The organism is Synechococcus sp. FACHB-909 (genome assembly GCF_014698945.1).
Lineage (GTDB): Bacteria > Cyanobacteriota > Cyanobacteriia > PCC-6307 > Cyanobiaceae > Cyanobium.
On record NZ_JACJTY010000002.1, the window covers coordinates 200,198 to 224,187 of the forward strand.

General features: G+C 73.1%; 22 protein-coding genes. 14 read left to right on the plus strand and 8 right to left on the minus strand.

Annotated features, from left to right (window positions below; all coding sequences use genetic code 11):
* Window positions 1-6 precede the first annotated feature (6 nt).
* Entirely contained in the window at window positions 7-1,083 is a 1,077-nt protein-coding gene (locus H6G99_RS04345) for a GTP 3',8-cyclase MoaA (RefSeq protein ID WP_190610132.1), read from the plus strand.
* On the opposite strand, the gene H6G99_RS04350 is transcribed toward H6G99_RS04345, so the two are convergent.
* Entirely contained in the window at window positions 1,068-3,350 is a 2,283-nt protein-coding gene (locus H6G99_RS04350) for an FdhF/YdeP family oxidoreductase (protein ID WP_190610134.1), read from the minus strand. The genes H6G99_RS04345 and H6G99_RS04350 overlap by 16 nt on opposite strands.
* Window positions 3,351-3,473: 123 nt before the next feature.
* On the opposite strand from H6G99_RS04350, the gene H6G99_RS04355 reads away from it, so the two are divergent.
* Complete coding sequence (locus tag H6G99_RS04355; protein ID WP_190610136.1) at window positions 3,474-3,923, plus strand: VOC family protein; 450 nt, start codon at window positions 3,474-3,476, stop codon at window positions 3,921-3,923.
* Here H6G99_RS04355 and grxC read toward each other — a convergent pair.
* Window positions 3,920-4,186, minus strand: a complete 267-nt coding sequence (gene grxC / locus H6G99_RS04360) for a glutaredoxin 3 (RefSeq protein WP_190610139.1) — start codon at window positions 4,184-4,186, stop codon at window positions 3,920-3,922. The two genes, H6G99_RS04355 and grxC, sit on opposite strands and share 4 nt — an antisense overlap.
* Window positions 4,187-4,304: 118 nt before the next feature.
* Between grxC and H6G99_RS04365 the strand changes: the two genes are divergently transcribed.
* The 3 genes from H6G99_RS04365 to H6G99_RS04375 are packed head-to-tail and all read left to right on the plus strand — an operon-like array spanning window position 4,305 to window position 7,292.
* Window positions 4,305-4,646, plus strand: coding sequence for a YciI family protein (locus H6G99_RS04365; protein WP_190610140.1), 342 nt, complete (start codon window positions 4,305-4,307; stop codon window positions 4,644-4,646).
* Between the two features lies 1 nt (window position 4,647).
* Window positions 4,648-5,925 (plus strand): RNA polymerase sigma factor, encoded by a 1,278-nt coding sequence (locus H6G99_RS04370; protein ID WP_190610142.1) that lies wholly within the window; start codon window positions 4,648-4,650, stop codon window positions 5,923-5,925.
* Between the two features lie 56 nt (window positions 5,926-5,981).
* Window positions 5,982-7,292, plus strand: coding sequence for an alpha/beta hydrolase family protein (locus H6G99_RS04375; RefSeq protein WP_190610143.1), 1,311 nt, complete (start codon window positions 5,982-5,984; stop codon window positions 7,290-7,292).
* Here H6G99_RS04375 and H6G99_RS04380 read toward each other — a convergent pair.
* Window positions 7,189-8,175, minus strand: coding sequence for a hypothetical protein (locus tag H6G99_RS04380; RefSeq protein WP_190610145.1), 987 nt, complete (start codon window positions 8,173-8,175; stop codon window positions 7,189-7,191). The genes H6G99_RS04375 and H6G99_RS04380 overlap by 104 nt on opposite strands.
* 5 nt (window positions 8,176-8,180) lie before the next feature.
* A complete protein-coding gene (katG, locus tag H6G99_RS04385) occupies window positions 8,181-10,403 on the minus strand; it encodes a catalase/peroxidase HPI (RefSeq protein ID WP_190610146.1) in 2,223 nt (740 codons plus the stop codon).
* 116 nt (window positions 10,404-10,519) lie between these two features.
* Between katG and H6G99_RS04390 the strand changes: the two genes are divergently transcribed.
* Genes H6G99_RS04390 through selD form a run of 6 tightly spaced genes read left to right on the plus strand, consistent with a single transcriptional unit; the run spans window position 10,520 to window position 17,741 of the window.
* On the plus strand, window positions 10,520-11,080 hold the full coding sequence (locus H6G99_RS04390; protein ID WP_190610149.1) for a hypothetical protein: 561 nt from the start codon (window positions 10,520-10,522) through the stop codon (window positions 11,078-11,080).
* Complete coding sequence (locus tag H6G99_RS04395) at window positions 11,080-12,510, plus strand: glycoside hydrolase family protein (RefSeq protein ID WP_190610150.1); 1,431 nt, start codon at window positions 11,080-11,082, stop codon at window positions 12,508-12,510. The genes H6G99_RS04390 and H6G99_RS04395 overlap by 1 nt, the downstream gene beginning before the upstream one ends.
* Before the next feature lie 41 nt (window positions 12,511-12,551).
* Complete coding sequence (locus tag H6G99_RS04400; RefSeq protein WP_094585274.1) at window positions 12,552-13,496, plus strand: calcium/sodium antiporter; 945 nt, start codon at window positions 12,552-12,554, stop codon at window positions 13,494-13,496.
* Window positions 13,497-13,550: 54 nt separating this feature from the next.
* Window positions 13,551-13,886: a hypothetical protein gene (locus H6G99_RS04405; protein WP_094585273.1), complete on the plus strand. Its 336-nt coding sequence runs from the start codon at window positions 13,551-13,553 to the stop codon at window positions 13,884-13,886.
* A 19-nt stretch (window positions 13,887-13,905) separates the two neighbouring features.
* On the plus strand, window positions 13,906-15,618 hold the full coding sequence (gene sulP, locus H6G99_RS04410; protein ID WP_190610152.1) for a sulfate permease: 1,713 nt from the start codon (window positions 13,906-13,908) through the stop codon (window positions 15,616-15,618).
* Complete coding sequence (gene selD, locus H6G99_RS04415) at window positions 15,615-17,741, plus strand: selenide, water dikinase SelD (RefSeq protein WP_190610154.1); 2,127 nt, start codon at window positions 15,615-15,617, stop codon at window positions 17,739-17,741. Before sulP ends, selD begins: the two co-directional genes overlap by 4 nt.
* Here selD and mnmH read toward each other — a convergent pair.
* A complete protein-coding gene (gene mnmH, locus H6G99_RS04420) occupies window positions 17,698-18,738 on the minus strand; it encodes a tRNA 2-selenouridine(34) synthase MnmH (RefSeq protein ID WP_190610156.1) in 1,041 nt (346 codons plus the stop codon). The genes selD and mnmH overlap by 44 nt on opposite strands.
* Before the next feature lie 105 nt (window positions 18,739-18,843).
* Between mnmH and H6G99_RS04425 the strand changes: the two genes are divergently transcribed.
* Window positions 18,844-19,791 carry a putative selenate ABC transporter substrate-binding protein gene (locus H6G99_RS04425; protein WP_190610158.1) on the plus strand — a complete coding sequence of 316 codons (948 nt, stop codon included), beginning with the start codon at window positions 18,844-18,846 and terminating at the stop codon, window positions 19,789-19,791.
* Between the two features lie 134 nt (window positions 19,792-19,925).
* Window positions 19,926-21,002: a ChaN family lipoprotein gene (locus tag H6G99_RS04430; RefSeq protein WP_190610159.1), complete on the plus strand. Its 1,077-nt coding sequence runs from the start codon at window positions 19,926-19,928 to the stop codon at window positions 21,000-21,002.
* A gap of 15 nt (window positions 21,003-21,017) precedes the next feature.
* On the opposite strand, the gene H6G99_RS04435 is transcribed toward H6G99_RS04430, so the two are convergent.
* The 3 genes from H6G99_RS04435 to H6G99_RS04445 all read right to left on the minus strand — a co-directional run bounded on the left by H6G99_RS04435 (window position 21,018) and on the right by H6G99_RS04445 (window position 23,099).
* A complete protein-coding gene (locus H6G99_RS04435; protein ID WP_190610161.1) occupies window positions 21,018-21,683 on the minus strand; it encodes an SDR family oxidoreductase in 666 nt (221 codons plus the stop codon).
* A gap of 44 nt (window positions 21,684-21,727) precedes the next feature.
* Window positions 21,728-22,636: a cation diffusion facilitator family transporter gene (locus H6G99_RS04440; RefSeq protein WP_190610163.1), complete on the minus strand. Its 909-nt coding sequence runs from the start codon at window positions 22,634-22,636 to the stop codon at window positions 21,728-21,730.
* 91 nt (window positions 22,637-22,727) lie between these two features.
* Window positions 22,728-23,099, minus strand: coding sequence for a DoxX family protein (locus H6G99_RS04445; protein WP_094585265.1), 372 nt, complete (start codon window positions 23,097-23,099; stop codon window positions 22,728-22,730).
* Between the two features lie 114 nt (window positions 23,100-23,213).
* On the opposite strand from H6G99_RS04445, the gene H6G99_RS04450 reads away from it, so the two are divergent.
* Window positions 23,214-23,984, plus strand: coding sequence for a phosphonate ABC transporter ATP-binding protein (locus H6G99_RS04450; RefSeq protein WP_094585264.1), 771 nt, complete (start codon window positions 23,214-23,216; stop codon window positions 23,982-23,984).
* The last annotated feature ends 6 nt before the right edge of the window (window positions 23,985-23,990 follow it).

Here is a 23,990-nt window from a genome sequence, read left to right on the forward strand (position 1 = left end):
CCTGCCATGGCGGAGCGTCCCCTGGATCTGCATGGCCGCCCCCTGGGGGTGCTGCGGCTGTCGCTGACGGCCCGCTGCAACCTGGCCTGTCCCTACTGCTGTCCGGATCTCGAGGACCCGCCCGACCTGCTGACCCTGGCGGAACGGGTGGCCCTGGTGGAGGCGACCGTGGGTCTGGGGGTGCACACCCTGCGCCTCACCGGCGGCGAGCCCCTGCTGCACCGGCGCCTGGAGGAGCTGATCGCCGCCCTGCAGCCGCTGCGGCGGCGGGACCCCGGCGATCCCCGCGGCGCCCTGCGGGAGATCGCCCTCACCAGCAACGGGGTGCTGCTGGGGGCCGAGCGGGCCCGGCAGCTGAAGGCGGCGGGGCTCGACCGGATCACCCTCAGCCTCGATGGCACCGACGGGGCCAGCGTGGCCCGCATGGCCGGCCTCGGGGGCGCGGCCGCCGGTGACGCCGTGCTCCAGAAGGTGCTGGCGGCGATCCGGCACGCGCGGGAGGCCGGCTTCGATCCGGCCCGCGGCGCCCTGAAGCTGAATGCGGTGATCACCCGCTCGGGCAACGCCGACCAGTTGCTGCCCCTGGCGGCCCTGGCCCGGGAGCAGGGGCTGGAGCTGCGCCTGATCGAGTTCATGGATGTGGGCAACCGCAACGGCTGGGAGCCGGAGCAGGTGCTGCCGGCGGCCGAGATGGTGGCCCGCATCGGGGCGGCCTGGCCGCTGGAGCCGGTGGGACGGGCGCCCCACGGCACCGCCGGCCGCTGGCGCTACCGCGACCGCGCCGCTGACGCTGCCGGAGCCGATGGCGGCGCCCACCTGGCGGTGGTGGCCTCGATCACGGCGCCCTTCTGCGGCGACTGCAACCGGCTGCGGATCACCGCCGACGGGGTGGCCTACAGCTGCCTGTTCGCCGCCGATGGCACCGACCTCAAGCCCTGGCTGCGGCCCCAGCCAGAGCCGGGCCGGCTGCGGCAGGCGCTGGAGGGGCTTTGGCGCGCCCGCCGCGATCGCTGGAGCGAGGAGCGGCAGGAGGCGGCCGAGCGGCGGCCGGCGCCGGCGGAGATGGCCTACCTGGGGGGCTGATTTGCTCCGGCAGCGGCAGCCACCGCCCCCCGCACCAGCACCGGCACCCGCTTGAAGGCCGGGGTGCCGCAGCGGGGGTCGATGACGGCCTTCATGATCACGTTCACTTCTGGATAGAACATCAGCGCGGCGCCCTCGCGGATCTCTCCGGGGATGATCTCCACCCCCTCGAGGGCGCCCGCCTCGCCCTGCACCGTCACCCGCTGGTGGGCCGCCAGGCCGCAGCGGCGCAGGTCGGCCCGGTTCATCAGGATCGTGTGGCGATGGGGCATGCCCCGGTAGCTGTCGCCGGCCTTGTAGACGACGGTGTTGTGCTGGCCGTAGCTGCGGGCCGTGATCAGGGCCAGCACGAGGCCCGTTTCCCCGGGCCCGAGGCCGCCGAAGTGCTCCGCCTCCGGCAGCGTGAGTTCGGGCAGGGGGGTGGGCGCCATCCGGGCCCGGCCGCTGGGGGTGGGGAAGGTTGGGGTGTCGAACAGGCGCCCCTCGACGCTGAACTCCTGCCGGGTGGCATCGATGCGGGCGATCGGGCCGTAGCCGGGCACGGTGCGGCCGATCAGTTCCCGCACGTAGGACGGATCCTGCAGCCGCCCCCAGTCGATCGGATCGCTGCCCATGCGGCGCCGGGCCAGTTCGGCCAGGAAGGCCACCTCGCTGATCAGGTCGGCGTCGCGCAGGTGGGTGGAGCCCGGCTCGTTGAGGCGCACGTAGTTGTTGCCCGATTCGGTGGTGGTGCGGTGCGGCGTCTCGAAGCGGTTGAACACCGGCAGCACCAGGGTCTGCCGGGCCGCCAGACCATGGAAATGGCCCTGGTTGGGCTTGGTTGCCAGATACAGGATCGTGTCGATGCGGCCCAGGGCCCGCTTCGCCTCGCCGCTGTCGGGGTTGGCGCCCCAGAGGTTGCCCCCCAGGCACAGCAGGGTGTCGACCCGGCCGGCATCGGCGGCCTCGATCAGGGCGCGGGTGTCGTAGCCGGGCACCCGGCTCAGGGGCCGGCCCAGCAGCTGCTCGAGGGCCTGCTGCATCTCCGCCCGCAGCTTGACGCTGACCCCCATCGAGCCGAAGCCCTGCACGTTGGAGTGGCCCCGGATCGGCATGGTGCCGGCGCCGGGCCGGCCCACGTTGCCGCTGAGCAGGGCGGTGTTGGCGATCGCCTGCACGTTGTCGATGCCGTTGGCGTGGTGGGTGATGCCCATCGCCCAGGCGAACACCACGCCCCGGGCCGCGGCGATCACGGCGGCGGCGTGCTCCAGCTCCTGGCGGCTCAGACCGCAGCTGGCGGTGATCGCTTCCCAGGAGGTGCTCTCCAGCTGTGCCAGCAGCGCCTCCCAGCCCTCGGCATGGGCGGCCAGGAAATCGCGCTTCACGGCGCCGGCCTCCAGCAGGGCCTTCTGCAGCCCGAGGAACACGGCCGTGTCGCTGCCCGGCACGGGCTGCAGGAACAGGGAGGCGATCTCCGAGCCCGCCAGCATCGAGCGGATCGGGAAGGCGGGGGAGCCGAACTTGAGCAGCCCCACCTCGATCACCGGGTTGATGACGATCACCGTGCCGCCCCGCTGGCGCAGCTTGATCAGCTCATTCATCAGCCGCGGGTGGTTGGCCGGGGCGTTGGAGCCCACCAGCACCACACAATCCGCCTGCTGCAGGCTCTCCAGGCTCACCATCGAGGTGCCCGAGCCGAAGACGGCATTGAGCCCCACGGTGGAGGGGGCGTGGCAGAGGTCGGAGCAGTCGGCCAGGTTGTTGGAGCCCATGGCCCGCAGCAGCAGCTGCAGCAGGTAGGCGGCCTCGTTGGAGGAGCGGCCCGAGCTGTAGGAGGCCACCCGCTCCGGCGGGCGCTGGAAGGCGGCCTCGGCGATGGCGAACACGTCGTCCCAGCCGATGCGCTCGTAGTGGCTGCCGCCCTCGCGCAGCAGCAGGGGGTGGCTGAGGCGGCCGAGGCGGTCGGCCTCCATCGAGGTGAGCCGCTGGAGGTCCGTCAGGCTGGAGGTGCCGAACACCCCCTCGCTCACCGCCGGCTGCAGCTCGGCCATGATCGCCTCGACGCTCTTGAGGCAGCGCTGCAGCGGCTCCCCAAGCTCGTCGATGAAGCCGCCATGCTGGCCGCCGGTGCCCCAGGCGCAGGAGAGGCAGGCGCTCTTGTGGTTGAGGGTCTGCCAGAGCTTCGGCCCCCGCGGCGAGAGGGTGGCCTTGGCCCAGCCGTCGATCAGGGGCCAGCCGCCGCCCTGGCCGGGCGTGGCGGCATCGGCGGGGCTGGCGTTGTCGCTCATCGGGCCGGCCGGCGTTGACCCTCACTCTGGCTGCTGGGATCCCCGGCTGGGGGGCCTGGGGCTACCTCCGGATCGTGGCGTGCCCAGCGAGAATCGGGCCAGCCGCGGAGCGAGGCAGCGCCCATGATCCGGCATTTCGACCACGTCACCGTTGTCGTTCGCGACCTGGCGGCAGCCCGGCACTTCTTCGGCCTGCTGGGCTTCGTCGTGGACAAGGCCGTGCTGATCAGCGGGCCCCAGTTTTCCGACTACATGGGGGTGGAAGGCATCGAGGCGGACCACGTGACGCTCGTGCTGGCCGGCGCCACGCCGCGGCTGGAGGTGCAGCTGCTGCACTACCGCCACCCGGAGCCCCTCCCCGAGCTGGCCATGGACAACCTGGCCCGGGTGGGGTTCAACCACATCTGCTTCGCCGTCGACGACCTGGAGGCCACGGTGGCCCGGCTGCAGGCCGGGGGTGTGGAGCTCCGCAACGCGGTGATGGAGTTCCACCACCGCAAGCTGGTCTTCCTGCGCGGCCCGGAGGGCATCACCGTGGAGCTGGCGGAATGGAAGGGTGGCGCCGCCCCCTAGCTGGCGACGGCCAGCAGCGCATCCAGCCGGCCCTGGCGCTCCAGGGCGTAGAGGTCGTCGCAGCCGCCCACATGGGCGTCGTCGATGAAGACCTGGGGCACCGAGCGCCGGCCGTCGCTGCCCCGGGCCACCATCGCGTCGCGGGCGTCCTCGTCGCCATCGATCACGTATTCCTCGTAGGTCACGCCCTTGCGGTCGAGGAGCTGCTTGGCCCGGATGCAGAAGGGGCAGAAGCGCCAGGTGTAGATCTCGACCTTGGGCATGGAGAGCACGGGTGAGTCGGGTGTGGCCATTCTGTCGAAATGGCGGCCCGCCGTCCGTCATGGAGATGACGCAGGCCCTTCGGGAGTGTGTCCCCCACCAACCTTTCGAGTCCCCACCATGCAGTACGCCGTTCTGATCTACGAAAGCGAGCAGGACTTCGCCGACCGTCCCGGCCTGATGCCGGCCTACGCCGCCTACTCCCAGGCCCTGGCCGAGGCCGGCCACATGGCCGGCGGCGAGGCCCTGCAGTCCGCCCACACCGCCACCACCGTGCGCCTGCGCCACGGGGAGCGGCAGGTGCAGGACGGGCCCTTCCCCGACAGCAAGGAGCAGCTGGGCGGCTTCTTCCTGATCGATGTGCCCGACCTCGACGCCGCCCTCACCTGGGCCGCCCGCTGCCCGGCGGCGGAGCGCTGCGCCGTGGAGGTGCGGCCCGTGCTCGCCATGGAAGCCCACTGAGATGGAGGGGCGGCGGGCGGCGGAGCTGGCGGCACGGCAGTCCTTCGGGAAGCTGGTGGCCTGGCTCACCGCCCGCTGCGGCGATGTGGCGGCCGCCGAGGACGCCCTTGGCGATGCCTTCCTCGCCGCCCTGCGGCGCTGGCCCGTCGAGGGTGTGCCCCGGGCCCCCGAAGCCTGGCTGCTGGTGGTGGCCCGCCGGCGTCTGATCGACCGGGCCCGCCGCGACCGGACCCTGGAGCAGCTGCTGCCGGAGCTGGACGCCGTCGCCACGGATCCCGACACCCCTGAGCCGCCCATGGAGTTCCCCGACGAGCGGCTGCGGCTGCTGTTCCTCTGCGCCCATCCGGCGATCGATCCGGGAATCCAGGCGCCGCTGATGCTCCAGACCGTCCTGGGGCTCAACGCCTCCCGGATCGCGGCCGCCTTCCTGGTGGCGCCGGCCACCATGGGCCAGCGGCTGGTGCGGGCCAAGGCCAAGATCCGTGAGGCCCGCATTCCGTTCGTGCTGCCGGGTGCCGAGGCCCTGCCCGTCCGCTCGGCGGCGGTGCTGCAGGCGATCTACGCGGCCTACACCACCGGCTGGGATGGTCAGGGCGACGACGGCCGCGACCGGGGGCTGACCCAGGAGGCGGTGCTGCTGGCGCGGCTGTGCGCCGCCCTGCTGCCCGAGGAGCCGGAGGCCGGCGGCCTGCTCGCCCTGCTGCTGCACTGCGAGGCGCGCCACGGGGCCCGCCGGGCCGCCGACGGCAGCTACGTGCCGCTGCTGGAGCAGGAGCCGGCCCTGTGGGACGCCGGCCTGATCGCCGAAGCCGAGGCGGTCCTGACCCTGGCCTCCCGGGCGGGGCGGCCCGGGCGCTTCCAGCTGGAGGCGGCGATCCAGTCGCTCCATGCCCACCGCGCCGTCAACGGCAGGGTCGACTGGCCGGCCCTGCTGGGGCTCTACGACGCCCTGCTGGCCCTGGCCCCGAGTGCGGGGGGGCGGGTGAGCCGGATCGCCGTGCTGGCCGAGCTGGCTGGCCCCGAACGGGCTCTGGCCGAACTGGAGGCTCTGGCGGCCGCCGAGCCGGCCCTGAAGGAGCACCAGCCCTGGTGGGCGCTCCGGGCCCACCTGCTGCAGTGCACCGGCCAGGCCAGCCAGGCCCAGCTGGCCTACCGGCGCGCCATCGCCCTGGCGGACGATCCGGCGGTGCGGGCGTTTCTGGGCGAGCGGGCCAGGGCGGCGTTCCCGGCCCCGCTGCCTGACGATCCCGGTGATCGCCGGCATGCTGGGCGTCCCTGAGGCCTCGGTTTCCAGCCGCCGCCAGCGGATGGTCCGTCGCCGCTGCGCCTGACCCGATGAGCCAGCCCACCACGACCGACTGGCGCTGCGTCCACGTGGAGGGGCACGCCTGCACCATCTGGCAACGGGGCTGCCACGAGCAGGGCAACTACCTGCGGGTCTATGTGCCGGATGCCGCCGCCAGAGCGGAGCAGCCCCTGCGGGTGGTGCTCTACCTGCACGGCTTCGCCCTGTGCATGCCCTCGTTCTACGAGAGCCACCTGCTGGCCCTGGCGGCGGAGGGATACATCGTGTTCTTCCCGGATTTCCAGTGCAGTGACTACCCCTCTCCTGCCCCCGGGAAACCCGTGCCGACCTGGCAGGAGGTGCCCAAGGCGGGCCCCTGGACGAGCAAGGCATTGCGCGTCGCCGTCCGGCCCCAGGGCGCGGCCGGTCCGGAGGCGCTGGGGGACCTGCGCCGGGTGGTGCTGTCGCTGCTCCTGATCGAGCTGATCCTGGTGGTGATCGGCTGGTTCCGGCGCACCTACGCCAAGAACCTGAGCCACCTGCTCTGGACCGTGGCCAGGAGCCTGGCTTCGTCGCCGAAGGACTGGCTGGCCCAGGCTCTGGCCCTGGTGGAGGCGGGCTGGGACGATCTGGCCAGGGAGCCGGCCTACGCCCACTGGCGGCAGGCCCAGCCCATGGTCTACGGCTTCGGCCATTCCCTGGGCGGGCTGCTGAGCCTGAGCCTGCCCTGGGCGCTCCGCGATCAGCCGGCCGCCCGCTTCCGGCCGCGGGTGATCGTGGTGGCCGATCCGGCCGCCGCGTCGGAGATGGGCATCCCCCGCTTCGCCATCGCCTTGCTCAGGCTGTTCGGCGCCCCCTTCACCGCCGATCCCCTGCGGATCCAGGAGACCGGCCCCCAGCTCTGCCAGCCGGTGGCGATCCTGCACGGCGCGGACGACGACCTGGTGCCGCCGGCCCAGTGGGTGGGCCCGATCGATGGCGGCGGCACCAACTTCTCCGCCATCGCCAGCCAGACCAAGGCGATCTACTTCTCCTGCTCCGATCCGCACGCCAGCCCGCCGCTGTGCGCCTTCCACAACCAGGCCGTCACCTGCACCCGCTTCTACGACGACGCCCTGTTCGAGTTCTTCGGCGGGGTGAAGCACGGGGCCAACGCCTACAACACCGCCTACATCTGGCCCGGGGCCCTCGCCCTGTTCGGGGAGCAGGTGCAGCCGGCGGACCTGCTGGGGGCCCTGCCTGAGCGACCCTTCGCCATCACGACGGGGGAGCCCCCGCCGCCTGACGGGGCCGAATGCCGTACTGGCGGCGCACCTCCTCCAGGGGCCGGGGGAAGTCGTCCCAGGGATCCCAGTCGCTGATCAGGTCGCGGGTGACACCGAGGCCGTGCTCCAGGCCGCGGAAGATCACCTCGGGATCCGCCTGGCCGGTCTCGGCCGCCGTGACGGGGGTCGAGCCGATGCCCAGCTGGAACTGGGCCAGGCCGAACAGGATCGTGAAGAAGGGGTCGTTGCGGCCGAAGCCGGCCTGGAAGCCGAGTACGCCGCATTCCTCGCTGGGGCTGGTGCCGTAGCCACCGAGCACGTGGCAGCAGTCGTGGCGCACCACCGGGGGCGGCGGCCCGCCCAGCTCGCCGGGAACGCTGAAGCCGTTGGCATCGATGAAGGCCAGGTAGGCCCGGCCGAGGCTGCCGTGGGGCAGTTCCGCCAGGGCCCGGTAGCGGCGGGCGAGGGCGGGATCCTCTTGGTTCAGCAGCGAGCGGGCGATCTGCAGGGCGCCGGCGGGGCCCTCATCGCGCACGTAGGCCGCGGCGGCGCCCCGCTGGAACCCCCGCCGCATGATGTCGAGGCGCACCAGGTTGAACTGGTGGTCGAGCACGTGGCGGAAGGCCTGCACCGGGGCGTCATCGATCGCCAGTGCCCGGGTCGTGGCCTCCAGCCTGGCCAGGCGGGCCTCGCCAGGGGAGTCCTCCAGCAGGGCCAGCACGGTCATGCCGCGCAGGATCCGCTCGCGCCACTCGGGCTCCGGCACCGCCGCCGCCAGCTGCTCCGGCGTGAGGGGCTCGAGCTCCTCGAGCGGAATGGGCAGCCGGATCAGGTGGTCGCGGATGGCCGTGATCGTGCGCAGGGCCATGGGGCTGGGCGGCCCGCCCTCGGCGGCGATCGCCAGCAGGCTGCCCAGGCCGGCCCGGCCGATGGCCTCGCGGCGTTCCGGGGGCGGTTGCGCAGAGAGCAGGGGGTTCATGGCGTTCAGGCGAGCTCGAAGCGGTCGAGGTCCATGACCTTGCCCCAGGCCGCCACGAAAGCGGCCACGAAGCGCTCAGCGGCGTCGGAGGAGGCGTACACCTCGGCGATCGCCCGCAGCTGGGCGTTGGAGCCGAAGATCAGGTCGACGCGGCTGGCGGTCCACTTCAGATCACCGGTGTGGCGGTCGCGGCCCTCGAAGCTGTCCTCCGCCTCGGTGGTCGCCGTCCAGGTGGTGCCCATGTCGAGCAGGTTCACGAAGAAGTCGTTGCTGAGGGTCTCGGGGCGATGGGTGAAGACCCCATGCCGTGACTTGCCGTGGTTGGCATCCAGCACCCGCAGACCGCCCACCAGCGCCGTCATCTCCGGGGCGGTGAGGGTGAGCAGCTGGGCCTTGTCGATGAGCAGCTCCTCGGCGGAGGCCGGCAGGCCCGTCCGCAGGTAGTTGCGGAAGCCGTCGGCCTTCGGTTCGAGCACGGCGAAGGAGGCCACGTCCGTCTGCTCCTGGGAGGCATCCATGCGCCCCGGGGTGAAGGGCACCGTCACCGCGTGGCCGCCCCGGCGGGCCGCCTCCTCCACCGCGGCGCAGCCGCCGAGCACGATCAGATCGGCCAGGGAGATGCGCTTGCCGTCGTGGCGGGAGCCGTTGAACTCCTGGCGGATCGCCTCGAAGGCCTCCAGGGCCCGGGCCAGCTTGGCGGGCTGGTTCACCTCCCAGTCCTTCTGGGGGGCCAGCGCCAGCCGGCCGCCGTTGGCGCCGCCGCGCTTGTCGGAGCCGCGGAAGCTGGCGGCCGCGGCCCAGGCGGTGGCCACCAGCTGGGAGATGGGCAGCACCGCCTCCAGGATCCGCCCCTTGAGGGCAGCGATGTCATCAGCGTCCACCAGGGGATGGTCGACGGGGGGAATCGGGTCCTGCCAGAGCATCACCTCGTCCGGCACCAGGCTGCCCAGGTAGCGGGAGCGGGGCCCCATGTCCCGGTGCACGAGCTTGAACCAGGCGCGGCGGAAGGCCTCTCCCAGCTGGTCGGGGTTGGCGTGGAAGCGCCGGGAGATCTCCAGGTAGGCCGGATCGACCCGCAGGGACAGATCGGTGGTGGCCATCATCGGCGCGTGGCGCTTCGACGGGTCGTGGGCATCGGGCACGGTGCCGGCAGCCGCCGGATCGGTGGGCCGCCACTGCCAGGCCCCGGCGGGACTCTTCTCAAGTTCCCACTCGTAGCCGAACAGGTTGTCGAAGTAGCCGCCGTCCCACTGCACGGGGTTGGCGGTCCAGGCGCCCTCCAGACCGCTGGTGATCGTGTCGTCCCCCTTGCCGCTGCCGAAGCGGTTGCGCCAGCCCAGCCCCTGCTCCTCCAGGCTGGCGGCTTCGGGTTCCGGTCCCACCAGGTCCGGATCGCCGGCGCCGTGGCACTTGCCGAAGGTGTGGCCCCCGGCGATCAGGGCGACCGTCTCCTCGTCGTCCATCGCCATGCGGGCGAAGGTCTCACGGATGTCCCGGGCGGCGGCGAGCGGATCGGGTTCGCCGTTGGGCCCCTCCGGGTTCACATAGATCAGGCCCATCTGCACGGCAGCGAGCGGGTCCTCCAGCTCGCGGTCGCCGCTGTAGCGCTTGTCCCCCAGCCATTCGGTCTCCGGGCCCCAGTCGATGTCGATCTCCGGCTCCCAGACGTCCTCCCGGCCGCCGGCGAAGCCCAGGGTGGGCAGGCCCATCGATTCGATGGCGCAGTTGCCCGCGAGGATGATCAGATCGGCCCAGGACAGGGCGCTGCCGTACCTCTGCTTGATGGGCCACAGCAGCCGCCGGGCTTTGTCCAGGTTGCCGTTGTCGGGCCAGCTGTTGAGGGGCGCGAAGCGCTGGGTGCCGGCGCCGGCGCCGCCGCGGCCGTCGTGGATGCGGTAGGTGCCGGCGCTGTGCCAGGCCATGCGCACGAAGAACGGCCCGTAGTGGCCGTAGTCGGCCGGCCACCAGTCCTGGGAGGTGGTCATCAGGGCGACCAGGTCCTGGCGCAGGGCCTCCAGGTCGATGGTGCGGAACGCCGCGGCGTAGTCGAAGCCGCCACCCATCGGATCCGACAGGGGCCCGTGCTGATGCAGCACCGCCAGGTTCAGCTGCCGCGGCCACCAGTCCCGGTTGGAGCGGGCCCCGGCCGTGCTGCCCCGGAGGGTGCCGTGCAGAAAGGGGCATTTCCCGCCGGTGTCGGCACCGGTCGGCGGGGACAGTCCGTCCATCGGCGGCGGCAGCATTTGTGCCGAATGTAGGCATGGAATTCCGTGGGGTCCGCAGCGGCGGGGGCTCCCGGAAGATCGGGCCACAATGAGATCAGCCCGTGTCCCCCGGTGCCCCCATGACGACCCCCGCCCGTGCCGCCGCCGGACCGACGACCGGGTTTCTGGAGGAATCCCCCGGCAACCGATCCTCCATGCGGTTGATGTGTCTGCTGGCCCTGCTGGCGTCGATCGCCTTCGGGTCGATCACGATGCTGCGCAGCGCCCCGATGGTCAGCCGGGACGCGGCCGGGCAGGACAGCCTCACCTATCCACCCCGGGACGACACCGGGATGATCGTCACCTTCGCCTTCCTGCTCGCCGCCTTCGCCCCCAAGGTGGTGCAGAAGTTCGCCGAGCAGCGTCTCGGGGCCCTGGGGTCCACCGGCCTGCGGGAGCTGGTGCTCGGCGTCGTCCGGTCCGACCCGGCCACCGCCACTGACTCGGCCGCCGCGGGCACCCCTTCTGCCGCTGCCGCGGAGGATCCGCGCCTGGGCCAGCTGCGGGAAGAGCTGGGCCGCCTGCGCGCCGAGCTCGAGCGCAGCCGCACCCCCATCCAGGTGAGCCCGGCCACCCCCGTCGCGCCGCCGGCGCCGGCCCTGACGCCCCTCGAGCGGATCCGCCTGGGGGGAAGCCTCTGATGCCCTACATCACCGCCCGCCAGGATGCGGGGCTCAGCCCCAGCCCCGCCGCCGTCGATGCGGACTCTTATGTGGCGTCCGGCTCCCGCATCGCCGTGGCCTGGGTGCGTCCCGCCCCCGGCACGGACCTGGCGATCGCCCGGCTGGCGGGGCCCTACACCTGCCCCGGCGGCGCCGTGCCGCTGCCGGACGGCGAGCAGCGCTACCTCAATCCCGCCCGTTTCATCATTCCCGATGAGGCCTGGCTGCCGGCGTCCGGTGGCGGGGCGCTGCCCCCGGAGGTGGCCCAGCTCAACCACCACTACGAGGGCTGCCGGCTCCAGGCCTACCCCGATCCCCGCACCGGCGGCGCCCCGATCACGATCGGCTGGGGCAGCACCTTCTACCAGGACGGCTCCCCGATCCGGCTGGGGGATGTGATCACCCAGGAGCAGGCCGACGCGCTCTACGAGCACAACTGCCGCGAGCGCTTCTGGCAGGTGCTCGAGGCCACGATCCCCTTCTGGGCGGAGATGGGGGATCGCCAGCGGGCCGCCCTCTGCAGCTTCGCTTACAACAACGGCGCCCATTTCCACGGGGATGGGTACCACGACACCCTCGACCGCCACCTGCGGGAGCGCCGCTGGCCGGCCGTTCCCGCGGCCCTGATGCTCTACCGCAATCCCGGCGAGACGGTGGAGGTGGGGCTGGGCCGCCGCCGCCGGGCCGAGGGGCTGGTGTGGGGCGGCATGGAGCCCGCGGTGGCCTGCGCCCAGGCGGAGCGGGAGATCCGCACCCCGGCCGACTGCGAAGCCTGGGAGCAGCGGCTGAAGCAGGAGGCCGCCGGCGCGGCCCCATCGGCGAGGGTCCTCACGGTTCCGCCCGCCGCCTCCGCCGCGCCCGCGCCCGCTCCTGATCGTCCCGCCGACCTCCCCGGGCTGGTGGGTCCGAAGAAGACCCCCCGGGACTTCGGCTTCAGCGGATCCGACAGCCACGTGGTGGTCAACGACGCCAGCGAGACGGCCAGGGCCTACGACGTGGAGGGCCGGCTGCTCTGGGAGATCCCGGCGCTGGCGCGCGGCCAGGGCCGGGAGGACCAGTACCGGGACACCTCCACCGACACCCCGCCGGGGATCTACCGCATCGCCAAGAAGGTCTACCGGGACTACGAGCAGGATCCCAGCCCCACCTACTCGGATGATCGCCGCAGCTATGGCTGGTACAGCTTCGATCTGGAGGATCTGGAGATGCAGGAGCGGCGTTTCGGCCGGGCCGGGATCATGGTGCACGGCGGCGGCAGCGCCTGCGGCTGGCCCGGGGCCTGGGCGCCGCGCCAGCCCCTCCACGCCACCCTGGGCTGCGTGCGGCTGCACAACGAGGATCTGCGCGACAAGCTGCTGCCGCTGGTGGAGCAGGGAACCGTCTACGTGTCGGTGTACCAGGAGGCCTGAACCGGGCGCCATACGCTCCCTGTCCAGCCATCGGAGTCCCCATGGCGACCGCTGACCTTGTGTTGCTTGGGTCCGGCGTCCTGGCTGCCGGTGTGGGCGGGGAGCTTTTCGTGCGTGGCGCCGTGGGCCTGGCCCACTGGGCACGCCTCTCACCCGGGATCGTCGGGGCCACGGTGGCGGCCTTTGCCACATCCAGCCCGGAATTGTCGGTGGCGACCATGGCGGCGCTCGAAGGCAAGCCCCAGATCGCGCTGGGGGATGCCCTCGGAAGCAACGTTGTCAATGTGGCCCTGATCCTGGGCCTCACGGTGGCGATCTCAGGGCAGCGCATGCCTGCGGAGGGCGCCCGTCGCGATCTGCCGGTGGCCTTGGCGGGCCCGCTGCTGACAGGGCTGTTGCTTCTCGACGGCACCCTCTCGCGGCTGGATGGCGTCCTGCTTCTGGTTGTCTTCCTCCTCTGGATAACGGGCGTGGTGCAGGAGGTGCGTCGGCAACGCAGCGTCGCCGAGGTGCTTCGGGGGGAGCGGCGCGGCTGGCCTGCCGTCCTGTTCTGTGGCGTCGGCCTGGGGCTTCTGCTGGTGGCCGGGAGGCTGGTGGTGCTGGGGGCCCGGGGTCTTGCCCAGTCCTTCGGCATCGATGCCTTCCTGGTTGGCGCCACCCTTGTGGCGATCGGCACCTCGATGCCGGAGCTGGCCACGTCGCTGATCGCGACCCGGCGGGGTCAGGCTGAGGTCGGCCTGGGCACGATCCTCGGCAGCAACATCTTCAACGGGCTCTGGGTGGTGGGCGTCGCCGCCACCATCAGCCCGATTGCCGTGCCGCTCCAGGAGGTGCAGCTGGTCCTTGGCTTCGGCCTCGCGGCGCTGTTCCTGCTGATCCTCCCCAAAGGCTCTGACGTCCTGCAACGCTGGCGCGGCTGGCTGCTGCTGACCTTGTACGGCGTTTATGTCCTGGCGATCGTGCGTGGCCGGGGGCTGATCGGTTGAGGTGTTGCGGACCGTGGTACCCCCCTACCCTGACGGCAACGCCATGGCTCCGGCATGCCCACCTCCTTCGCCCTGATGCTCCTGGCGCTCCTCGACACGACGCCGCGGCTCGCCGAGGCCCAGCCCCAGGGTGGGGAGCTCAGCCCGCGGGAGGAGTTCATGGTGATGGTGGGGGTGGGCTCCGGCTACATGAGCGCCCTCTGCAACCTGGAGAAGGACGGGTTCATCTCGACCGCCACCCGCGCCAAGCTGGCCAACGAGCAGCTCGCCGTGATCGGCGGCGACCCCTCCACCAAGGACGATCTGGAGGGGGTGCTCGCCGGTATGAAGGGCGTCGAGGAGGACAAATCCCTGTGCCCCAGCCAGGTGCTGCCGCCCCGCCGGAAATGAGCCGCCACGGGGGACGCTGATGGAGCCGCGTCAGGGCCTGGCGGTGGTGCTGCCGGGCCTGGCGCGGCTGCTGGGCTACCAGCGCAGCTGGCTGCGGCCTGACCTGCTGGCGGGCGTGACCGTGGCGGCGTACCTGGTGCCCCAGTGCATGGCCTACGCCGAGGTGGCCGGTCTGGCCCCGGTGGCGGGGCTGTGGGCGATCCTGCCGCCCCTCTTTCTCTATGCCCTGCTGGGCTCGTCCCCCCAGCTGTCGGTGGGGCCGGAATCCACCACCGCCGTGATGACGGCCGCGGCGGTCGGGCCGCTGGTGGCGGGGGATCCGTTGGCCTACGCGGGCTTCTGCAGCCTGCTGGCCCTGCTGGTGGGGCTGGTGTGCTGCGCCGGCGCCTGGGCCCGGCTCGGTTTCCTGGCCGACCTGCTCTCGAAGCCGATCCTGGTGGGCTACCTGGGGGGCGTGGCCCTGATCATGATCGGCGGCCAGCTGGGGCGGATCAGTGGCCTGAAGCTGCAGGCCGCCGCGCTCCCCGGCCAGCTGGTGGAGCTGCTGGGCCGGCTGGGGGAGATCCACCGGCCCACCCTGCTGCTGGCCCTGGGGGTGCTGGTGTTCCTGCTGCTGGTGCAGCGACGTTTCCCCCGGGCCCCGGGCCCCCTGCTGGCGGTGCTGCTGGCGATGGCGGTGGTGGCGGGGGCCCACCTGGACCAGCAGGGGGTGGCGGTGATCGGTGCCATCCCGGCCGGGCTGCCCCACCCCTCCTTGCCGCCACCGGTGTCGGGCGACCAGCTCCGCTCCCTGCTGACCGCCGCGGTGGGCATCGCCCTGGTGGGCTACTCCGACAACGTGCTCACGGCCCGGGCCTTCGCCGCCCGGGGCGGCTACCGCATCGACGCCAACCAGGAACTGCTGGCCCTGGGCACCATCAACCTGGGCAACGGGCTGATGCAGGGTTTTCCGGTGAGCAGCAGCGGCAGCCGCACCGCCATCGGCGATTCCCTCGGCAGCCGCTCCCAGCTGTTCTCCCTGGTGGCCCTGGCCATGGTGCTGGCGGTGCTGCTGTGGCTGCGGCCGGTGCTGGCCCTGTTCCCCACGGCGGCCCTGGGGGCGATCGTCATCTATGCCGCCCTGCGCCTGATCGACATCCCCGAGTTCCTGCGGCTGCAGCGCTTCCGCCCCAGTGAATTCCGCCTCGCCCTGATCACCCTGCTGGGGGTGCTGCTGACCGACCTGCTCACCGGTGTGGCCCTGGCGGTGGGGCTGTCGGTGATCGATCTGTTCGCCCGCCTGGTGCGCCCCCACGACGCCGTGATGGGGATCGTGCCCCGGCTGGCCGGCCTGCACGACGTGCGCGACTGGGAGGGGGCGCGCACCATCCCTGGCCTGGTGCTGTTCCGTTTCGATGCCCCGCTGTGCTTCGCCAATGCCGAGCACTTCCGCCAGCGGGTGCTGGCGACGATCGCCGCCGAGTCCCAGCCGGTGGCCTGGTTCGTGCTCAATGCCGAGGCGATCGTGGAGATCGACATCACCGCGGCCGACGTGCTCGAGGAGCTGCAGCGGGAGCTGACCGCCCGGGGCATCACCTTCGGCCTGGCGCGGGTGAAGCAGGACCTCTACGGCCAGCTGGAGCGGGCCGGCCTGGTGGAGCGGATCGGGCCGCGCCTGTTCTTCCCCACCCTGCCCACGGCGATCGCCGCCTTCCAGGCCCGGACGACCGGCGCGCCGCTGCCGGGCCCATGAACGCCGCTCCCGAGCGCCATCTGCTGGTCCTGGCGGGGGGCGGCCACAGCCACGTGCTGGTGCTGCGGCGCTGGCTGATGCGCCCCCACACCCGGCCGCCGCGCACCCGCATCACCCTGGTGAGTCGCCACGGCACGGCCCTCTATTCGGGCCTGCTGCCCGCCGTGGTGGCGGCTCTGGAGCCCCCGGAGGCGGCCGCCATCGACCTGCGCCGCCTCTGCACCCTGGCGGGCGTGACCTTTGTGCAGGCGGAGATCACCGGGCTGGACCCGAAGGCCCGGGAGCTGCAGCTGGCGGGCCGTCCGCCCCTGCGCTTCGACCGGCTCAGCCTTGATCTGGGCGCCGTGACCGCCACCCCGGGGGAGGCGATGGCCGTCAAGCCGCTGGAGCCTTTCCTGGCCTGGGCGGAGCGGCGCCGTGCCGGCGAGCCCCTGGTGATCCGCGGGGGCGGGGCCGCCGCCGTGGAGCTGGCCCTGGCCTTCCGGGCCCGGGGGATGGCCTGCCAGCTGCTGCTCCAGGGGGAGTCGTTGCATCTGGGCTCGGCCGCGGCGAACCGGGCCGGTGAACGGCTGCTGTCCCAGGCGGCCATCCCGATCCAGCGGCGGGCGCCAGCAGAGGCCCCGGCCGATCTGGCCTGCACCGGCAGCCGCGCCCCCGCCTGGCTGGCGGCCGCCGGCCTGCCGGTGGACCCCGGCAGCGGCCGGGTGCTGACCGAATCCAGCCTGGCGGTGATCGGCCATCCGGAGCTGTTCGCCAGCGGCGACTGCGGCCTGATCGCCGCCGATCCCCGGCCCCCCTCGGGGGTGTGGGCGGTGCGCTCGGCGCCGGTGCTGGCGGAGAACCTGCGCCGCAGCCTGGCCGAACCCGCCCGGCCGCTGCGGCCCTGGCGGCCCCAGGCGCGGGCCCTGCAATTGCTGGGCGACGGCGGCTGGCACCCTGCTGGCCCCCGGGCCCTGGCGTTCTACGGCCCCGTGGCCGTGGGGCCATCGGCGTGGATCTGGCGCTGGAAGCAGCGCATCGACCGGGCCTTCATGGCCCGCTTCGCCGCGCTCCAGGCCATGGCCGCGGCTGCCATGGCCTGCCGTGGCTGCGCCGCCAAGCTGGGGGCGGCCCCCCTGGCGGCCGCCCTGGCCCGTCTCGACCCCGACGGACCACCGCGGCCGGTGGAGGACGCGGCCGTGGTGGGCAGCGGCGCCGACGGCCACCTGCTGCTGCAGAGCGTCGACGGCTTCCCCGCCCTGGTGGACGACCCCTGGCTGAACGGGCGGCTCACCACCCTGCATGCCTGCAGCGACCTCTGGGCCAGCGGGGCTGCCGTGGACAGCGTGCAGGCCCTGGTGACGGTGCCCGAGGCGGCCGCCGCCATCCAGGAGGAGCTGCTGCTGCAGACCCTGGCAGGGGTGTGCTCGGTGCTCGATCCCCTCGGCGCCGCCCTGGTGGGCGGCCACACCCTGGAGGGTCGCGACGGGGCGGGGCTGGCCCTGGCCCTGACCGTGAACGGCACGGTGGCGCCGGCGGCCCACTGGGGCAAGGGGCCGCTGCGGCCCGGCGAGGTCCTGCTGCTGAGCCGGCCCCTGGGCAGCGGCGTGCTGTTCGCCGCCGCCATGGCCGGCGCCGCCGCACCCTCCTGCATGGAGGCGTTGCTGGAGGGGATGCAGCACAGCCAGGCACCCCTGGTGCCGCTGCTGGCCGCCCATGGATGCCGCGCCTGCACCGACATCACCGGCTTCGGCCTGCTGGGCCACCTCGGCGAGATGCTCGACGCCTCCGGCGCGGGGGTGGCGGTGGAGCTGGAAGCCGCCGCCATTTCCGCCTATCCCGGTGCTCTGGAGTTGCTGGAGCGGGGCTTCGCCAGCACCCTGGCCCCCGCCAACGCCGCCGCCCTGGCCCTGCTGGAGGGGCCCGTGCAGCTGGTGGGGGCCGGTGGGCTCGCGGGATCGGCCGCCCTGGCGGGGCTGCTGATCGACCCCCAGACCTGCGGACCGCTGCTGGCGGCGCTGCCGGCGGCCGAGGCGCCCGCGGCCCTGGCGGCCCTGCGCGGCGCCGGCTTCGGGGCGGCGGCGGTGATCGGGCGGGTGGTCAGCCGGCGGGCGGCCGATGCAGCGTCACCAGCCCCCGGCTGATCAGCTCGTGGGCGGCCTCCGGTGCCGCCAGGCCCCCCAGATCCACGGGGGTGATGGCATGGCCGTCGAGGTCGTGGTCGTAGCAGCGGTCGTAGTAATCGAGCATCTGCCGGCAGGCGGTGGCCCAGTCGCCCTGCTCGATCGCCTCCAGGGCCAGGGCGGTGCGCTGGGGCCCCAGCCGCTTGGCGATGCGCCGGGTGGCCTCCGCCAGGGCGAGGGGATCCTGGGCGCCGTAGATCTCCACCAGGTGGTCCACCCGCTCCTGTAGGGGCCGCTCCACCGCCAGCACCGGCGCGGCCTTCATCTGGTGCCACAGGCCGGCGGGAATGCGGCAGCGGCCCACCATGGCGCTCTCGGCCTCCAGCCAGATCTGCTCCGCCCCGGCCAGGGGGGCCAGGGCGGCGGCCAGTCGGTTCTCGTAGTGCTCGCTGCTGGGCTGCTCCGGCAGGCCCAGCCCGCCGAAGCTGCTGCCGCGGTGGTGCGCCAGCCCCTCCAGATCCACCACCGCCGCCCCCCGCTCCTGCAGGGCCAGCAGCAGTTCGGTCTTGCCGCTGCCGGTGCGGCCCCCCAACAGATGCACGGGCCAGGGCCGCTCGAACAGCTCCAGCACCCAGCGCCGGTAGCTCTTGTAGCCCCCCTCCAGCAGCAGCACCGGCAGCTCCAGCTGCTGGGCCAGCCAGGCGACGCTGCCCGAACGCATGCCGCCGCGCCAGCAGTGCAGCCGCAGGGGCGCCCCGGCCGAGCGTTCGCTCCAGGCCACCAGTTCGGCGGCCAGGGCCTCCATCCGCGGCCCCACCAGGGCCAGACCCCGTTGCACGGCGGCCTGGCGGCCCTGCTGCTTGTAGAGGGTGCCCACCTCGGCCCGTTCCGCATCGCTGAACAGGGGCAGATTGGCGGCCCCGGGGATGTGGCCCTGGCGGAATTCGGCCGGGGTGCGCACGTCGAGCAGCGCGCCACCCCCCGCCAAGAACGCAACGATGGGAAGGCAGGGCGCCATGGGGCTCGCGGCTGGGACGGGGGCGCCTGGCGATGACGAAGGCCGCGGGCCGGCACCCACCTGATGGCCATAGTGGAGCAACGGTCTACCCCCTGCCCGAGCCCGATGCTTCTCCGGATCCGCGCCACCGCCAGCGCCGCCCTAATGGGGGTGTCGCTGGCGCTGCTGCCCCTGGTGGCCCCCGCCGCCGCCCCGCTTCCCGGCCTGCTGGCTCCGGCGGCGGCCCAGCAGAGCCAGAAGGTGCTGCGCATCGGCGCCATCCCCGACCAGAAGCCCGAGACGCTCAACCGGCTCTACCCGCTGGTGGCCAATGAACTCAGCCGTCAGCTGGGGGTCAAGGTGGTCTACGTGCCGGTGGTCGACTACGCCGCCGCCGTCAGTGCCTTCCGCACCGGTGGCCTGGATCTGGTCTGGTTCGGCAGTCTCACGGGGGTGCAGGCACGCCTGCAGAAGCCCGGCGCCCTGGTGATCGCCCAGCGCGACATCGACGCGTCGTTCCAGAGCGTCTTCATCGCCAACACCAGCAGCGGCCTCAAGCCGATCAGCAACGTCAAGGGGCTGGCGGAGCTGAAGGGCAAGCGCTTCACCTTCGGCTCGGAGAGCTCCACCTCCGGCCGCCTGATGCCCCAGTTCTATCTGAGTCAGGCCGGGGTCAAGCTGAGCGACTTCGCCGGCGGTGCACCCGGTTTCAGCAGCAGCCATGACGCCACGATCGCCCTGGTGCAGAGCGGCGCCTACCAGGCCGGCGCCGTCAGCGAAGAGGTCTGGCGCAGCAGCCTCAGCGAGGGCAAGGTCAACCGCGCCAAGGTGATTCCGATCTGGAAGACCCCCGGCTATCCCAACTACCACTGGATTGCCCAGCCCGATCTCGACAATCGCTTCGGCAAGGGCTTCACCACCAGGATGAGGACGGCGATCCTCAGCTGGCGCCCCACCAATCCCAGGCAGAAGGAGGTGCTGGCGTTGTTCGGCGCCCAGCGGTTCATCCCCGCCAATGCGGCGGCCTACAGCCCCATCGAGAAGGTGGGTCGCCAGATCGGCAAGATCCGCTGATCCCGCTTGTCCGCTGCCACGGTCGCTGGCACCGCCGCGGGCCGAGGGCCGCCGGGCTGGCCCTGGGTCTGGCTGCCCTGCTGGGGGCGCCTGGGGCCGCGGCCGCCAGCGCCTGTGTGCCCGCGGGGGCCTGGGTGGAGCCCAGCGCCGCCGGTCCCCGCACCGTGGCCGCAGGCGAGCTGCTCGATCGCCTGGCCCGGCGTCCGGTGGTGCTGCTGGGGGAGCGCCACGACAGCGCCGCCCACCACCGCTGGCAGCTGGCCACGCTCCAGGCGCTGCAGGAGCGCAGCCCCGGCCTCAGCCTCGGCCTGGAGATGGTGCCGCGCCGGCTGCAGCCGGTGCTCGATCGCTGGGTGGCCGGGGCCCTGGAGGAGCGCGCCTTCCTCGACGCCCTCGACTGGCCGGCCATCTGGGGCTACGACGCCGACCTCTACCTGCCGATCCTGCGCTTCGCCCGTGACCGGCGGCTGCCGCTGCTGGCCCTGAACGTGGAGCGCCGGCTGGTGCGGCGGGTGCGGGCCGAAGGGTTCGCGGCGGTGCCCATCAAAGAGCGGGAGGGGGTGGGACGCCCGGCGCCGGCCAGCGCCGCCTACCGGGCCCAGTTGCACCGGCTCTGGCGACACCATCCCTTCGTGCCCAGCGACGGCAAGGGGCTGCCGGGGCTGGAGGACCCCTCCTTCGGCCGCTTCGTGGAGAGCCAGCTGCTGTGGGACCGGGCCATGGCCGAGGCCATCGCCGAGCAGCGCCGCCGGCGCCCCGGGGCGCCGGTGGTGGCCCTGATCGGCAACGGCCACCTGGCCGGGGGCCACGGCGTGCCCCATCAGCTGCGGGCCCTGGGCCTGGCGGAGGCGGCCTGGCTGCTGCCCTGGGAGGACAGCCTCGACTGCGCGGCGCTGCAGCCGGCTCTGGCGACGGCAGTGTACGGGGTGGTGACGCCACCGCCGGTGGGCCTGCGGCTGGGGGTCTACCTGGAAACCCACGCCGGCCGGGTGGAGATCCGCCAGGTGGCCCCCGGCTCGCTGGCGGAGCGCTCCGGCCTGCGGGTCGGCGATGGGATCACGGCGGTCGACGGCCAGCCCGTGAGCAGCGCCCGCCAGGTGATCGAGCGGGTGGCCGCGCACCCCGTGGGCCGGCCCCTCGGCCTCACCCTGCGACGGAATGGCAGGCTCCTGCCGCTGCAGCTGGCCCTGCCCCTGGCGCCGGGCCCCTGAGAGCTCGCTCCGGCCCTACCAGGGCAGCACCTGGCCGTTGGCGTGCCAGAACGTGCCGCTCGTTTCCAGGCTGAGGGCGTCGATGCGGGCCAGCAGGCCGCGCACGGACTCCTCGGGGCTGATGCCGTGGGCACTGAAGCCCGTCATGCGGGTGCTCACCAGGCCGGGATGGAGCAGGGCCACGGCGATGCCGCGGGGGCGCAGGTCGATGGCCAGGGACTTGCCGGCCATGTTGAGCGCCACCTTCGACATCCGGTAGCCGTAGGAGCCGCCGGAGCCGTTGTCGTCGATCGAGCCCATGCGGCTCGTCATCAGGATCACCTTGGCGCCCTCGCCCAGATGGCCCAGCAGGGCCCGCGTGAGCCGCAGGGGGGCGATGGCGTTCACCTCGAACTGGCGCCGCAGGCTCTCCGCATCGAGGCCCCCCAGGCTGGTGGATTCCAGGATCCCGGCGTTCAGGATCAGGGCATCGAGGCTCAGGCCGTCCAGCCGTTCCACCAGGGCGTCGATGGCGGTCCCATCGGTGAGGTCGATCCCCGCCTCGATGCGGATCCCCAGGCTCTCCAGTTCCGGCGACGGGGTGCGGCAGACCGCCACCACCGTGTCGCCCCTGGCCTGGAGCTGGCGGCAGTACTCCAGACCGATGCCGCGGTTGGTGCCGGTGATCAGAACGGTGGCCATGGGGACGGGGCGGCGGTGCGACGGCTGGCTGGATCGTATGGGGCTCAGCCCTCCTCCCAGCGGAATCCCTGGTCATCCCAGGCTTTCGGGTCCTCGATCGGCTCGAGGTGGGTCAGCACATCGCTGCGGGGCAGGGCGACGGCGATCTCCTCTTCGAGCCGCTCGCAGAGGTCATGGCCGGCCTGCACGGTCCAGCGGCCCGGCACCAGCACGTGCAGGGCGACGAAGCGGCGCGATCCCGCCACCCGGGTGCGCAGGGCATGGAAGCGGATCTCCTCCGATTCATGGGAGGCCAGCAGCGCCTCCAGCTTCTCCTGTTCGTCGATGGGGAGCGAGCGGTCGAGCAGGCCGGTGGCCGTCTCCCGCAGCAGATTCCACCCCGTCAGGGTGATGTTGAGCGCCACGGCGATGGCGATCAGCGGGTCGAGGATCGTCAGGCCGGTGAGCTTCACCAGGCCGATGCCCAGCAGCACCCCGGCGGAGGTCCAGACGTCGGTGAACAGGTGGTGGGCGTCGGCCCGCAGGGTGATCGAGTGGAAGTGGCGGGAGGCCCGCAGCAGCACCCAGGCCACCACGCCGTTGAGCAGGGTGGCCACCAGGGAGAGGGCCATGCCCAGCCCCAGCTGCTCCAGGGGCTCAGGAGCCTGCAGACGCCCCACGGCGGCGTGGATGATCGCCAGGGCCGCCAGCACGATCAGCACGCTCTCCAGGCCGCTGGAGAAGTACTCGGCCTTGAAGTGGCCGTAGTGGTGGGCGCGGTCGGCGGGCTTGGCGGCGAGGGTGAGGGCCCAGAAGGCCCCCAGGGCCGCCACCAGGTTCACCCCGGATTCCATCGCATCCGAGAGCAGGCCCACCGAGCCGGTGTATCGCCAGGCGGCCGTCTTGAGCACGATGGTGGCCACCGCCGCCGCCACCGAAAGAAGGATGTAGGAGCGGGGGGACGCGAAGACCATGGGATCGGACCGGTCGCCAGGGGGAGGATGCCGCCCGGCCATGCTCGCCCAGCCTGGCCCCGGCGTCGCGTGGGGTCGCGGTCTGGCCCGTTCAGGGGCGGCGTTCGGCCACCAGCAGCAGGCCCCCCATGATCGAGAGGTTCTTCAGCAGCGCGATCCGCTCCTGGGGGTCGGCCACATCGTTGTGGAACAGCAGGGTGGTGGGCACCAGGAACAGCAGCAGCAGGATCGCCCCGAGCCGGGCCCGGATGCCGCTGATCACCAGCACCGACCCCACGACCATCAGGGCCACGGCCGCCGCCAGCAGCACCGGCGCCAGGGGGATGCCCCGGCCGGCGATCATCCCAGCCACCCCGGCGAAGCCCGTCAGCTTGCCGATCACCGCGTGGAGGAACACCAGGCACAGCAGCACCCGCGCGATGCCATCGAGGAGGGAGGGTCGGGACCCGGTGGAGGACGTCATCGCTTGCCGTGCGGATGGGGGAATTCTGCTGGGGCTCCCCTGGGCCTGACGAGCCAACGGGCCCCGGCCTGACGGCTGGCAATCTGGATCGGACCTACGTGCTTCCCGCTCCCCATGGCCGCCGGCCCCGCCACCGCCGTGCTCGCGCTGCGGGGCGTTCGTGTGGCCGGCCGCGGGCGGCCGCGGCTGGAGGACGTCGACCTGAGCCTGGCCCCCGGCGAGCGGGTGGCGCTGCTGGGGGCCAGTGGCGCCGGCAAGAGCACCCTGCTGGCGGTGGCCAACGGCCTGCTGGCGCCGGCGGCGGGCACGGTGCTCTGGGAGGGCCAGCCCCCCGCCCGCTCCCGCCGCGGCCGGCGGCTCCAGCAGGCCCGCATCGGCACCCTCTGGCAGGACCTGCGCCTGATCGAGGAGCTGACCGTCCAGCAGAACCTCAACGCCGCCCGCCTGGCCCGCTGGGGCTGGCCCCGGGCCGTGCTCAACCTGCTGCTGCCGCTCGACACCGAGGCCTGCGCGGCGGCCCTGCGGGCGATGGATCTGGATCCGGCCCTGCTGGAGCAACCGGTGACGGCCCTCTCCGGCGGCCAGCGCCAGCGGGTGGCGATGGCCCGCCTGCTGCGCCAGGAGCCCACCCTGCTGCTGGCCGATGAGCCCCTGGCCAGCCTCGATCCGCGCCTGGCCGGCGAGCTGCTGGCCCTGCTGCTGGCCCAGGCGGCGGCCCCCCGGGCCCTGCTGCTGAGCCTGCACCGCCCCGACCTGCTCGACGGCTTCGATCGGGCCGTGGGCCTCAAGGACGGCCGGGTGCTGTTCGACGGGCCGGTGGGCCAGGTGAACCCCGACCTGCTGGCAGACCTCTATGGGGGCACCCCCCCCGGCGCGGCCCCTTGAAACCGG

Coding starts and splice junctions, on each gene's coding strand:
- H6G99_RS04390 (WP_190610149.1), top strand. CDS start 10,520: ATGACGACCCCCGCCCGTGCCGCCGCCGGACCGACGACCGGGTTTCTG.
- H6G99_RS04370 (WP_190610142.1), top strand. CDS start 4,648: ATGGAGGGGCGGCGGGCGGCGGAGCTGGCGGCACGGCAGTCCTTCGGG.
- H6G99_RS04435 (WP_190610161.1), bottom strand. CDS start 21,683: ATGGCCACCGTTCTGATCACCGGCACCAACCGCGGCATCGGTCTGGAG.
- H6G99_RS04350 (WP_190610134.1), bottom strand. CDS start 3,350: ATGAGCGACAACGCCAGCCCCGCCGATGCCGCCACGCCCGGCCAGGGC.
- grxC (WP_190610139.1), bottom strand. CDS start 4,186: ATGCCCAAGGTCGAGATCTACACCTGGCGCTTCTGCCCCTTCTGCATC.
- H6G99_RS04380 (WP_190610145.1), bottom strand. CDS start 8,175: ATGAACCCCCTGCTCTCTGCGCAACCGCCCCCGGAACGCCGCGAGGCC.
- H6G99_RS04375 (WP_190610143.1), top strand. CDS start 5,982: ATGAGCCAGCCCACCACGACCGACTGGCGCTGCGTCCACGTGGAGGGG.
- H6G99_RS04395 (WP_190610150.1), top strand. CDS start 11,080: ATGCCCTACATCACCGCCCGCCAGGATGCGGGGCTCAGCCCCAGCCCC.
- mnmH (WP_190610156.1), bottom strand. CDS start 18,738: ATGGCGCCCTGCCTTCCCATCGTTGCGTTCTTGGCGGGGGGTGGCGCG.
- H6G99_RS04345 (WP_190610132.1), top strand. CDS start 7: ATGGCGGAGCGTCCCCTGGATCTGCATGGCCGCCCCCTGGGGGTGCTG.
- katG (WP_190610146.1), bottom strand. CDS start 10,403: ATGGACGGACTGTCCCCGCCGACCGGTGCCGACACCGGCGGGAAATGC.
- selD (WP_190610154.1), top strand. CDS start 15,615: ATGAACGCCGCTCCCGAGCGCCATCTGCTGGTCCTGGCGGGGGGCGGC.
- sulP (WP_190610152.1), top strand. CDS start 13,906: ATGGAGCCGCGTCAGGGCCTGGCGGTGGTGCTGCCGGGCCTGGCGCGG.
- H6G99_RS04425 (WP_190610158.1), top strand. CDS start 18,844: ATGCTTCTCCGGATCCGCGCCACCGCCAGCGCCGCCCTAATGGGGGTG.
- H6G99_RS04440 (WP_190610163.1), bottom strand. CDS start 22,636: ATGGTCTTCGCGTCCCCCCGCTCCTACATCCTTCTTTCGGTGGCGGCG.
- H6G99_RS04365 (WP_190610140.1), top strand. CDS start 4,305: ATGCAGTACGCCGTTCTGATCTACGAAAGCGAGCAGGACTTCGCCGAC.
- H6G99_RS04445 (WP_094585265.1), bottom strand. CDS start 23,099: ATGACGTCCTCCACCGGGTCCCGACCCTCCCTCCTCGATGGCATCGCG.
- H6G99_RS04450 (WP_094585264.1), top strand. CDS start 23,214: ATGGCCGCCGGCCCCGCCACCGCCGTGCTCGCGCTGCGGGGCGTTCGT.
- H6G99_RS04355 (WP_190610136.1), top strand. CDS start 3,474: ATGATCCGGCATTTCGACCACGTCACCGTTGTCGTTCGCGACCTGGCG.
- H6G99_RS04405 (WP_094585273.1), top strand. CDS start 13,551: ATGCCCACCTCCTTCGCCCTGATGCTCCTGGCGCTCCTCGACACGACG.
- H6G99_RS04400 (WP_094585274.1), top strand. CDS start 12,552: ATGGCGACCGCTGACCTTGTGTTGCTTGGGTCCGGCGTCCTGGCTGCC.